This is a genomic window from Bradyrhizobium sp. USDA 372 (assembly GCF_053629095.1).
This window is the reverse complement of record NZ_JBRJHR010000001.1, coordinates 3,387,774-3,399,797: the sequence shown is the minus strand read 5'-3', so window position 1 is coordinate 3,399,797 and position 12,024 is coordinate 3,387,774. Positions and strand designations below refer to the sequence as shown.

General features: G+C 66.4%; 8 protein-coding genes. 5 read left to right on the top strand and 3 right to left on the bottom strand.

All coding sequences use genetic code 11. The annotated features are described in order from the left end of the window. The first annotated feature begins 280 nt into the window (after positions 1 to 280). Together AB7M16_RS16145 and AB7M16_RS16140 are read left to right on the top strand one after the other, a co-directional pair. Positions 281 to 937: a S24 family peptidase gene (locus tag AB7M16_RS16145; protein WP_260381199.1), complete on the top strand. Its 657-nt coding sequence runs from the start codon at positions 281 to 283 to the stop codon at positions 935 to 937. 114 nt (positions 938 to 1,051) lie between these two features. Beyond that, positions 1,052 to 1,804: a carbonic anhydrase gene (locus tag AB7M16_RS16140; RefSeq protein WP_453944459.1), complete on the top strand. Its 753-nt coding sequence runs from the start codon at positions 1,052 to 1,054 to the stop codon at positions 1,802 to 1,804. Between the two features lie 147 nt (positions 1,805 to 1,951). On the opposite strand, the gene AB7M16_RS16135 is transcribed toward AB7M16_RS16140, so the two are convergent. The 3 genes from AB7M16_RS16135 to AB7M16_RS16125 form a co-directional block, all read right to left on the bottom strand. After that, positions 1,952 to 3,595, bottom strand: coding sequence for a lysine--tRNA ligase (locus AB7M16_RS16135; protein WP_453944458.1), 1,644 nt, complete (start codon positions 3,593 to 3,595; stop codon positions 1,952 to 1,954). A gap of 350 nt (positions 3,596 to 3,945) precedes the next feature. After that, a complete protein-coding gene (locus AB7M16_RS16130; RefSeq protein ID WP_453944457.1) occupies positions 3,946 to 7,359 on the bottom strand; it encodes a hypothetical protein in 3,414 nt (1,137 codons plus the stop codon). Positions 7,360 to 7,751: 392 nt separating this feature from the next. Continuing rightward, positions 7,752 to 8,339 carry a PadR family transcriptional regulator gene (locus AB7M16_RS16125; RefSeq protein WP_036020538.1) on the bottom strand — a complete coding sequence of 196 codons (588 nt, stop codon included), beginning with the start codon at positions 8,337 to 8,339 and terminating at the stop codon, positions 7,752 to 7,754. Between the two features lie 194 nt (positions 8,340 to 8,533). On the opposite strand from AB7M16_RS16125, the gene AB7M16_RS16120 reads away from it, so the two are divergent. The 3 genes from AB7M16_RS16120 to AB7M16_RS16110 are packed head-to-tail and all read left to right on the top strand — an operon-like array spanning position 8,534 to position 12,016. Further along, positions 8,534 to 8,920, top strand: a complete 387-nt coding sequence (locus AB7M16_RS16120) for a nuclear transport factor 2 family protein (RefSeq protein ID WP_172786081.1) — start codon at positions 8,534 to 8,536, stop codon at positions 8,918 to 8,920. A 41-nt stretch (positions 8,921 to 8,961) separates the two neighbouring features. Next, positions 8,962 to 10,752 (top strand): acyl-CoA dehydrogenase C-terminal domain-containing protein, encoded by a 1,791-nt coding sequence (locus AB7M16_RS16115; protein ID WP_453944456.1) that lies wholly within the window; start codon positions 8,962 to 8,964, stop codon positions 10,750 to 10,752. Between the two features lie 55 nt (positions 10,753 to 10,807). Next, positions 10,808 to 12,016 (top strand): acetyl-CoA C-acetyltransferase, encoded by a 1,209-nt coding sequence (locus tag AB7M16_RS16110; protein WP_453944455.1) that lies wholly within the window; start codon positions 10,808 to 10,810, stop codon positions 12,014 to 12,016. Positions 12,017 to 12,024: the final 8 nt, after the last annotated feature.

Genomic DNA, 12,024 nt, shown 5'->3' with positions numbered 1-12,024 from the left:
TTGTTTGTTCTTTGAGTCTTTTGGGTTTTTTCGTCTTTTGCGGGTCCTCGAAACCCGGGCGCGACCGTAAAGGCCACCCCTTCCGAACTCAAGGCTTAGAGCCTTTTCCGCGCCGATGAAATCGGAACGGGGGCTCCAGATTCCTGTTTTGCGCGTTTTCCTGACGCGAACGGGTACCCGCTCCGTTACGAACGCCGTTCTCCCTCGCCTCTTGCGCGAAAAACGGAAAACCTGTTGATTTGAGGACAGTTTTCCTGAGTTGCGACGGGCTGGACCTTCCATGGTCAGACAGGCCAAAGCGCAGAGGATGCTGACTCACGACCAGATCTGGGCCGCACTGGACCGGCTGGCGGCGCGTGCCGGGCTGTCGCCGTCCGGCCTCGCCAAGCGTGCCGGACTCGACCCCACCACCTTCAACAGGTCCAAGCGCGTCACCGCCGACGGACGCGAGCGCTGGCCTTCGACCGAATCGATCGCAAAAGCGCTGGCCGCGGCTGACGCCTCGATCGACAGCTTTGCCAAATTGATCGACGACGACGGCGCGAGCGATGGCCGCTCGGTGCCGCTGCTCGGTTTCGCACAGGCGGGCACGAGCGGCGCTTTCGACGAGGCCGGCCTTCCATCCGGCAAGGGCTGGACCGACATCGCGCTGCCCGCCACCGAGGACAGCCACGCCTTTGCGCTGGAGATTTCCGGCGATGCGCTTGCGCCTGTTTATCGCGACGGCGACATCGTCCTGGTCTCGCCCGGCGCGCCGATCCGCAAAGGCGATCGCGTGGTGGTGCGGAGCAAGGCGGGCGAGATGACGGTCGCGACGCTGAAGCGCCGTACGGCCAAGGCGCTGGAGCTTGAGCCGCTCGATGCGACGCAGGCCGAATGGACGATGGCGGCGGGCGACGTGGCGTGGATCGCGCGGATCCTGTGGGCCAGCCAGTGATCGCGTGACCGGACCATGACACAGTTCGCGTTGCGACCGCCATTGCGACTCACCACGCCTCTCGCATAGGTTGCGCACCTGTTGCCGACCAAGTTCATCTCGAGGGGGAATACGATGAATCGCCGCCACGCATTGAAGGCCCTGGCGGGTCTCGCACTTTGTCCGTTGTGCAAGCCGGGCTTCGCCGCCGAAGGCGCGCATTGGAGCTATGAGGGCGCCGGCGGCCCGGCCAAATGGGGCGATCTCGAGGCGGCCAACAAAGCCTGCGCGGCCGGCCTGCAGCAATCGCCGATCGACATCGAGGCGACGATCAAGTCGCAATTGCCGGTTCTGAAGCTGAGCTGGGGCAAGAGCGCCGACACCATCGTCAACAACGGGCACACCATCCAGCTCAACTTCGCCGAAGGCAGCACGCTGATGCTCGGCGACGTCAAGTACAAGCTGCTCCAGGTGCACTTCCACCGGCCCAGCGAGCATATGATCGGCGGCAAGAATTTTCCGATGGAGGCGCATTTCGTCCATCGCAACGACGCCGGCGGGCTCGCCGTCGTCGGCGTGCTCATGACCGAGGGCAGGCCGAACGCATCCTTCGCCAAGATCATCAAGACCATGCCGGCGGCGGAAGGGACCGCGGTGAAGGCCGATGCGAGCATCGATCCGCTCGCCATGCTGCCGCCGAAGCTCAGCTATTACCGCTATCCCGGCTCGCTGACGACGCCGCCCTGCTCGGAAGTGGTCGAGTGGCTGTTGCTGACCACCCCGATCCAGGTGGCGGCGAGCGATGTCGCCGCGTTCGCAAAGCTGTACCCGATGAACGCAAGGCCGGTGCAGAAGGACAACCGCCGCTACGTGCTGCGATCGATTTGAGTGCGTCACACCGCGGCTTCGCTACGTAGTTCAAGGTCATTCCCCGCGTAGGCGGGGAATCCAGTAAGCCGCGGCTTCTCGATTCATCACATCTGCCGCGGCGTACTGGATCGCCCGGTCAAGCCGGGCGATGACAGTGGAGTGGGATCACGCGCTCCTCGCCAGCGCGCCGTCGATCATGTTCACCGCGTTCTGCACGCCGTAGACCGCGACGAAGGAGCCGAAGCGCGGGCCCTTCTCCTGGCCGAGCAGCACCTGATAGAGCATGTTGAACCAGTCCAGCGTCACGCCGGGGCGGCCGTCCTTGCCCTTCTTGACCTGGTCGAGGAACGGCTCGCGGCGGCCGATCTCGTAGACGACGTTCTGGATCTCCTCGGCCGAGGCGTCCTGCGCCAGCTGCGAGAGCGCATCGCGCAGGTCCTGCAGCGCCGCGCGCTCGCTGTCATCAGGCACGCGGAACTGCTTCGTCGGCGCGACGAAGTCGCGGTAGTAGTTGATGGCGTAGCCGACCATCGCATCCAGCTTCGGATGCGTCTGCGGACTCACGCCCGGACGATAGCGGCCGATGAAGCCCCACAGCGTCTCGGCGTTCTCCGCGTTCGACGACGACACCAGCGTCAGGAGCAGCTGGAAGGTGACGGGCATGTCGCCCTGCGGCGGCCTGCCGTTGTGGATGTGCCAGACCGGATTGCCGAGCTGCTGCTTGCCGTCCTGCTTCGGAAAGCCGTCGAGGAATTGCTGGTAGTCGTCGACATTGCGCGGGATGACGTCGAAATACAGCCGCTTGGCCGCCTTCGGCTCGCGATACATGAACAGCGACAGCGATTCCGGCGAGGCGTAGCGCAGCCATTCGTCGATGGTGAGGCCGTTGCCCTTCGACTTCGAGATCTTCTGGCCCTTCTCGTCGAGGAAGAGCTCGTAGTTGAAGCCTTCGGGCGGCGTGCTGCCGAGCGCTCTTGCGATCGCGCCGGACAGCTTCACGGAATCGATCAGGTCCTTGCCGGCCATCTCGTAGTCGACGCCGAGCGCGACCCAGCGCATCGCCCAGTCGGCCTTCCACTGACACTTGACGTTGCCGCCGGTGACGGGCGTCTCGACTTCCTGGTTGGTATCGGGATCGACATAGGTCACCGTGCCGGCCGCGACGTCGCGGCGGATCATCGGCACCTGCAGCACGACGCCGGTGGTCTTGCTGATCGGCAGGAACGGCGAATAGGTCGCGCGGCGGTCCGGTCCCAGCGTCGGCAGGATGATCGCCATGATCTTGTCGTAGGCGGCCAGCATCTTCAGCAGCGTCGCGTCGAAGCGGCCGGACGTGTAATAGTCGGTCGAGCTCGCGAACTCGTAGTCGAAGCCGAAATGATCGAGGAAGGCGCGCAGCCGCGCATTGTTGTGGTGGCCGAACGACGGGTACTCGTTGGAGAACGGATCGGGCACCCGCGTCAGCGGCTTGCCGAGATGCTCCGCCAGCATCTCCTTGTTCGGAACGTTGTCGGGCACCTTGCGGAAGCCGTCCATGTCGTCGGAGAACGCCAAGAGGCGCGTCTTGATCTTGTCCTCGGTGAGCACGCGGAAGGCGTGGCGCACCATCGAGGTGCGCGCCACCTCGCCGAACGTGCCGATATGCGGCAGTCCGGACGGACCGTAGCCGGTCTCGAACAGCACCTCGTCCTTCGGGCTTTTCTTCAGCCGCGCGACGATGGCCTTCGCCTGCTCGAACGGCCAGGCGTTGGATTGTTCGGCGAGCGAACGCAACTCGCTCGGGTTTGCGGCTAGGTCAATAACGGACATCAGGGGCCTCCGGGCCGCGGAAAATAGCGATTTCCCGGCAGAATGCAAAAGTTGCGAGCTGATACCCCCAGCCCTCTCCCGCTTACACAGGGCTAGCGCATATGGGAGTTCTTCTCCGCGGCCATCCTTCGAGACGCCCGCTTTCGCGGGCTCCTCAGGATGAGGGCGGAGTGCGCGGCAGCAGTTTCAACGGGCACAGACGCTGATTAGCCTCATCCTGAGGAGGCGCGTCAGCGCCGTCTCGAAGGACGAGGCGTGCGCGCAGGCCGCCGCCACAAGTCATATGTGGTAGCCCAGCGCTTGCGGGGAGGGTTGGAGGTGTCGCCGCGTCGGATCGAATACGATGCGGCTCAATGTGCCGCTGATGCCGAGCGCTTGGTCGCGATTGGCTTCGGGGCCGGCTTGGCGCTGGCCTGCGGTGCGCTGTCCCAGCCGCCGTTCGGGGCCGCAACGTTGACGGCATCGTCGGGCTGCGGCTCGGCGCTGAAGGTCTGGATCGCGAGCTTGGCGGCGGCGAGCGATTGCGGGTCGAGGCGCTTGGCGACGTCGTCACGCTTGCCGGCGGCATCCGCATCGCCCTGGGCGGCAGCTAAGCTGAACCATTTGTAGGATTCGGCGAGGTTCTGCTCGACGCCGATGCCGCGGGCATAGAGGATGCCGAGGTTGAACTGGCTGTCGGCGACACCGCGATCGGCCGCTTTCCGGAACCACTGCGCCGCGCTCTTGTAATTGGCGCCGCGACCGCCGCCGTCGGCATCGAGCACGGCGAGATTGTGCATCGCCTTGGCGTTGCCGCGCTCGGCGGCCTGGGTGTAGTAGCGGCGCGCGATGTCGGCGTCTTTCTTCACCCCCAAGCCCTTTTCGTAGAGCGTGCCGAGACGGAAGGTTGCGGGGACGACCCCGGCCTGCGCCGCGCGATCGTACCACTTCGCCGCTTCGTCGTAATTGGTGGCGACACCCTTGCCTTCGGCAAAGCGCACGCCGATCTCGTAGGCCGCGGTCGCATCGCCCTTCATCGCGGCAGTGCGCAGGGCCGGGCCGCCGATGCCGTCAGGCAGCTTCTCGCTCGGCGGCACCTGAATCACGCCAAGCCTGGCGCGGCTGCTGCCCGACAGCGCGCCGGTGACGTCGCTGGAGGTCGGCGGCGGCACCGCTGCGGCAGGCGCTTGCGGGATTTCAACCGAGGCCGCGCTGCCGGAATTGGGAATGGGCGCCGGCGCGGCGTTGTTCTGCGACTGCCGTCCGAGCGGTGTCGGCGAGGTCATCGACGGGGTGATCTGTTCCGGCGCGGCCGGCTTGGTCTCGACCGGCGGCGGCGCGGGCTGCGGTGCCGGCTCGCTCGGAATGTTTTGCATCGCCTGCGGCGTCGGTGACAGGCTGCCGCCTTCGAGCAGGTTCATCGCCATCTTGAAGGTGCCGAGCACGATCACGACCACGCTCGCGCCGACCAGCAGCGAACGGATCTTCGAGGTGATGGTCGAGCCACCTTCCTGGCCCTTCTCCTTGGCGCGGGCGATCGCGGCCTTGGCGCCACGGGCGGGCTTCTCGGGCGGCTGCGCGGCGGCGGCCTGCGCGGCGCGGCGGGCGGCGGCGATGAAGCTCGACGACGACACCGGCTCCTTCGGTGCGGCGGCAATTTCGCTGATCGCGCTCTCGGAGGCGGCGATGCGTTCCGACGGCGAGGCGAGGCGTCCGCCCGGCCGGGTGCCCGGCTCGAGCGGGTGATCCGGCGGCAGTTCCGGCGCGAGTGCAGCGCGCGCGGTGTGCGGCTCCAGGATCTCGCTGATCGCACGCGGCGGAACCGGTGGTGCCGCCGGCACGGGCGGTGGCGCGGCGGGGGCGGCGGCGTGGAATTCGCGCGGCGCGGCGACGAAGGCGGCCGGCGCTGGCTGCGCGGCAGCGGGATTGGGCAGTTCGGGTTTCGGATCGTATTTCGGCGGCTGTGCTTGGGCTTGCTGCCGCGGCTCGCGCGCCATCTGCGCCGGCTCCATCGGCGCCGCCATCGGCATCGGCTGGGGAGCGGGGGCGGGCGCCGGCGGCGCGGTGCGCACCGCGCGCAGATCGCCCTCGATCATCGAGAGGCGATCGACGACGTGGCCGAGCGCGCTGTGGACGGCCTCGAGCGAGTCCTGGGTGTGCCGGTTGGTCTCGGCCTGGCTGAAGCGGATGTCGGAGAGCTCGCGCTTGACGAGATCGACCATGCCGGAATCGGGCGGAGCTGCGGAGCTGCGGCTCTCGGCCAGCGCGGCATAGGTCGCCTGCTGCCGTTCCAGGTGCCTGAGGATGTCGTGCAGCCCGTCCTCGACGCGGCTCAAATTGCCGTTGCGCGGATCGGCCGCGGCCTCGATCCGCTCCAGCAGATACGAGACCCGCTGCTCGAGATGGGCGAAGGTCGAGGCGGAATCGTTGCCGACCTGCATGCGGTCGAACCGGTCCGACAGCGCGCGGATCGCAGCTTCGAGATGCTCGGTGCTCTCGGACGGCTGCGGCCGCTCGCGCGTTTCCAGCGCGGCGGTGAGCGCCGCGATGCGCTGCTCCAGCACCGCAAAGCTGTCGCCGTGACCGGAGGCGCGGGTGATCTGGTCGACCTTGGACGACAGCAGCTGCACGTCTTCGGACAAACGCGCGAGCGCCTCGTTGGAGGCGACGTTGGAGACGATGGCGCGCAGCGCCGAGATCGCGCCCTCGAGCTGCTGCACGGTCGAGGGATCGTCATTGGCGCGCAGGATCAGGTCGAGCTTGGCGCCGAGATTGCGGATCGCCTCGTCGTAGCCGGTGAGCTGCTCGGCCGGCGTCAGCGTGCGCAGCACCTGCTTGATGTCGGACAGTGCGCGCTCGATGCCGGCGAGAACCTGCCCGTCGGTGCCGTTGGAGCGGGTTTCGTCGATCCGGCGATGCAGCGAGCGGATCTCGTTCTCGATCGATTCGATCGCGCGCCGCGGCATCGCCTCGGTGATGGCGGCGCGGATTTCGGCCAGCTCGCTGCGGAAGGCATTGATGGCCTGTTCGGTATTGTCGGGCCGCTGCAGCGATTCGATCTGGCTCGTGATCTTGAGCAGATGGCGCTCGAGCGAGGAAAAGTCCGGCTGCGGTGGCGGCGGCGCATAGGCAGGGGCGGGTGGCGCCATCGGCGGCGCGTAAGCAGCCGTCGGCGCGAGCGACGGCGCGGCACGCGGCGGCATCTGCCTCGGCGCAAAGCCGTCGAGCTCGCTCTGGCGCGCCGTGATCTCGGCGACCGCGACGTCGAACGAAGCCGGGCTCAGGGGTGGTGAGCTGCGATAGACCTGCGCGGCTGCGCGCTCGATGGCATCGGCCTGGCGCTGGCGCGCCTCGGCCGGGGTGGGGCGCGGGGCCTGCGGCTGCGGCGGTTGCCGCTGCGGGCGGGAGATCTGCGACAGGCGCGCGTCGAGCCGCGAGATTGCGTCGTTGAGCTGGCGCGCGACGCCCTGCTCGCGCGAGACGTCTGGTCTTGAGGAGTCTTGTCTTGAGGAGTCTTGGCGCGGCGCGGGCTTTGAGATCCGCTCGATCTGCTGGGTGATCGCGTCGAGCCGCTGGTGGATGTCGGCGACTTCGCGGCTCTCCTGGCTCGGCATGTGCTGCGGACGCTGATCGTAAGGTCCGCGAAAATTGGGCGGGGCAGTTTCGCCGAGCGTGGAGTTCAGCCAATCGTTGAGCGACATGCCGGCACGACGCGCAGCAGCCTCGGCCCGCTCCCGGACGGATGGATCGATGCCGTCAACACTCCACGATACGCGCGAATTCATGACTCTGTCCGGTTCCGACTTCGGCACCCCACCCGGCGCCTCCAGCTTCCCCACGCGTGCCGGTTGTAAAGACAATCGAATTTGGCGCGGGTCGTCTGCCTCGAAAACCGACTTTTTCCTGTTACGGTAAATAACGGGTTAAGGAACGCGGCCCGGCTGTCTTAAAGTTGGGCGGCGGGAACTGGGGCTGCCGGGAGTGACGTCGCTGCACCTTTTGGCGGCGTGCTCTCGCCACACACTCCGCCGTCATCGCCCGCGAGGGCGGGCGATCCAGTACGCCGCGGCGGCTCGATTCCAGCCGCGCCGTCACGGAGTACGGGATGCCCCGCCTTCGCGGGGCATGACACCGGTGGATGTGGCGGCAGCACGCCGTAGCGTCGTTGGCCGGCGTCTCAGCCCTTTTCGCGCTTGCCATCCTCGATCGGCACCACGGTGGCCTTGCCGCTCATCGCCGACAGCGCCTCCAGTGCCTCCTCGCAGAAATCGGCCACCATCTGCTCGTGACGGGCGCCGAGCTGAAGCAGCAGCAGATTGCCGAGGTCGAGCCGGCCTTCCGCCGTGCCGTCGGGAAAGCGCTTCTTCAGGATGCGCTCATAATTGGCGTGGCGGTCGCGGTGGTGTTCCAGGCGGGCCATCAGGTCGGTGCGCATGGGCTCGATGTCGATGCTGTCGAGCGCATGCAGCCGCACCAGGAGGTCGTCCTTGATCGAGGGCGGCGTGCTTGGCCGCGCGGCCCAGTGCCGCAGTGCTGTTCGGCCCTCGGGAGTCAGCGTATAAATCAGCTTGTTGGGCTTGCCTGACTGCACCACCTCGCGGCCCTGGATGTAGCCGCGGTCGCGCAGCTTGGAGAGCTCGCGGTAGATCTGCTGATGGTCGGCCTTCCAGAAGAAGCCGATCGAGGAATCGAACGTCTTGGCGAGCTCGTAGCCCGTCATCGGGCGTTCCGTCAGGCATGCGAGGATTGCGTCGCCCAGTGCCATGACTGGCCTTCCTTCTGAGGTTTGACCAAGCTGCTTGACTTTATGCGCATCGGCGCATATGCGTCAATGTGCATATGAGGCAGCGTGCAGGCGGGTCAAAGGCCCGACTGAATAATCAAGCGAATTCAATCACATCTCTACTGTGCATGGGGTTGTTTTCGCAGTTTGCCCTTAGCCTAGGGAGGCACCTGAGAATGACCGGCCTCGATTCCTGGTACGCCTACATGAAGTCGCACGACCGCGCCGCGCTCTGGGACCTCCTGCATCCCGACGCCGTGTTCGAAAGCCCCGTCGTGCACACGCCGCAAGCCGGCCGCGACATCACCTTCAAATACCTCTCCAGCGCCGAGAAGGTGCTCGGCGGCCCCGGCTTCACCTATGTCGGTGAATGGCGCAGCGACAATGGCGCCGTGCTCGAATTCAAGAATGTCATCGACGGCATCGAGATCAACGGCGTCGACATCATCAGCTTCGATACCGAGGGACGCATCACGCATTTCAAGGTGATGGTGCGTCCGCTGAAGGCGATCAACATGCTGCACCGCCTGATGGCGGAGCAGCTTGCCGCCGCCCAATCATAAGCTCAACATCACCCCTAAAAGCCCTACGCCGGGAGACCCCCATGCCGATCTATAAAGCCCCCGTCGAAGACGTGAACTTCCTGCTCAACGACGTCTTCCAGATCGACCGATACGACAACCTCGCCGGCTTCTCCGATGCATCGAGCGACGTGCGCGAGGCCATTCTCGGCGAAGCCGCCAAGCTCGCCGAAGAGGTGCTGCAGCCGCTCAACCGCGTCGGCGATCTCGAAGGCTGCAAGCGCGGTGAAGACGGCAGCGTCGCCACGCCGAAGGGTTTCAAGGAGGCCTTCAAGCAGGTCGTCGAGGGCGGCTGGCTCGGCCTGTCGGCGCCGACCGAATATGGCGGCCAGGGCCTGCCGGTGACACTCTCGCAAGCCGTCAACGAATTCCAGATCTCCGCCAACATGGCGTTCTCGATGTATGGCGGCCTCACCATGGGCGCGACCGCGGCGCTTCTGGTGCACGGCTCGCCTGAGCAGAAGAAGACCTACGTGCCGAAGATGGTGGCCGGCGAATGGACCGGCACCATGAACCTCACCGAGCCGCATTGCGGCACCGACCTCGGCATGCTCCGCACCAAGGCGGTGCGCCAGGCCGACGGCAGCTTCAAGATCACGGGCACCAAGATCTTCATCTCGGCCGGTGAGCACGATCTCGCCGACAACATCATCCACCTCGTGCTCGCCCGCATCGAGGGCGCGCCGGCCGGCATCAAGGGCGTGTCGCTATTCGTGGTGCCGAAGTTCCTGGTCAACGCCGACGGTTCGGTCGGCGCCCGCAACGGGGTGGTCTGCGGCTCGATCGAGCACAAGATGGGCATCCACGGCAATTCGACCTGCGTGATGAACTACGACAACGCCACCGGCTGGCTGATCGGCGAAGAGAACAAGGGCATGCAGGGCATGTTCGTGATGATGAACGAGGCCCGGCTCGGCGTCGCCGTGCAGGGCCTCGCGCAGTCCGAGGTCGCCTACCAGAACGCGGTCGCCTATGCCCGCGAGCGCATCCAGGGCCGCGCGCTCACCGGCGCCAAGGCGCCGGACAAGCAGGCCGACCCGATCATCGTGCATCCGGACGTGCGCCGCACGCTGCTCTCGATCCGCGCCTTCAACGAGGCCGCGCGTGCCTTCGTGATGTGGACCGCGCTGAAGAGCGACGTCGCCCACCGCTCCGAAGACCCGAAGGACCGCCAGGCCGCCGACGACCACATGAGCCTGATGACGCCGGTGCTGAAGGGCTTCCTCACCGATTACGGCTTCGCCAACGCGGTGCAGGCGCAGCAGATGTACGGCGGCCACGGCTACATCGCCGAGCAGGGCATGGAGCAGTTCGTGCGCGATGCGCGCATCGCCATGATCTATGAAGGCGCCAACGGCATCCAGGCGCTCGACCTGGTCGGCCGCAAGCTGCCCCGTGACGGCGGCCGCGCCATCATGGCCTTCTTCGGCGAGGTCATGGCCTTCGCCAAGGAGAACGGCGGCGACGAGGCGCTGAAGCCCTTCATCACCCCGCTCTCCACCTCGCTCGGCCATCTGCAGCAGGCGACGACCTGGCTGATGCAGAACGCGATGGCCAAGCCTGACAATGCCGGTGCCGCCGCGACCGACTACCTGCATCTCTTCGGCTTCGTCGCGCTCGGCTACATGTGGGCGCGGATGGCCAAGGTGACGCTAGGGAAGATTGCCGAGAGCGGGGCGACGCCCTATCTCTCGACCAAGCTCGTCACCGGCCGTTTCTTCATGGAGCGGATGCTGCCGGAGACCGCGGCCAATCTGGCGCGCATCCAGGCCGGCTGCGCCACCATCATGGAATTGCCGGCGGAAGCGTTCTGAGCCTGCTTCCGCTGCCTGCTCCCAATCGTATCGAACATCACATCAGGAGGGCGTCATGCCTGAGGCATTCATCTACGACCACGTTCGCACCCCGCGCGGCCGCGGCAAGGCGGACGGCGCGCTGCACGAAGTCACTGCGCTCGCGCTCGCGACCGTGCCGTTGAAGGCGCTGAAGGACCGCAACAACCTTCCCGAGGATTCGGTCGATGACGTCGTGCTCGGCGTGGTCGATCCGGTCGGCGAAGCCGGCTCCGACATCGCGCGCTTCGCGGCGCTGAAGGCCGGTCTCGGCGAAGCCGTGCCGGGCGTGCAGATCAGTCGCTTCTGCGCCTCCGGCCTCGATGCCGTGAACTTCGCCGCGGCGCAGATCATGAGCGGCCAGCATGAGCTCGTGATCGGCGGCGGCGCCGAATCGATGAGCCGCGTCGGCATCGGCGCCTCCGGCGGCGCCTGGCCGATGGATCCCTCGATGGCGGTGCCGGCTTACTTCATGCCGCAGGGCGTGTCGGCCGACCTGATCGCCACCAAATACGGCTTCTCGCGCGACGACGTCGATGCCTACGCCGTGCAGAGCCAGCAGCGCGCCGGCAAAGCCTGGGACGAAGGCCGCTTCAACAAGTCCGTGGTGCCGGTGAAGGACATCAACGGACTCACCATCCTCGCCAAGGACGAGCATATGCGTCCCTCGACGACGATGCAGTCGCTGGCTCAGCTGCAGCCCTCGTTCACGATGATGGCGCAGATGGGCGGCTTCGACGGCGTTGCGATCCAGTCGCACCCGGAGATCGAGCGCGTCAATTACGTGCACCATGCCGGCAATTCCTCGGGCATCGTCGACGGCGCCGGCGCCGTGCTGCTGGGCAGCAAGGAGGCGAGTGCGAAGTACGGCATGACGCCGCGCGCAAAAATCCGTGCCTTCGCCAACATCGGCTCGGAGCCGGCGATGATGCTGACCGGTCCGGTCGACGTCACCGAAAAGCTGTTCGCGCGTTCCGGCATGAAGAAGTCGGACATCGACCTGTTCGAGCTCAACGAGGCCTTCGCCTCGGTCGTGCTGCGCTACATCCAGGCCTTCGACATCGACAATGCCAAGATCAACGTCAATGGTGGCGCGATCGCGCTCGGTCATCCCTTGGGGGCGACCGGCGCAATGATCCTCGGCACCGTGCTCGACGAGCTCGAGCGCACGAACAAGTCCACCGCCCTCGTCACGCTGTGCATCGGCGGCGGCATGGGCACCGCGACCATCATCGAGCGCGTGTAAGGCTAGGG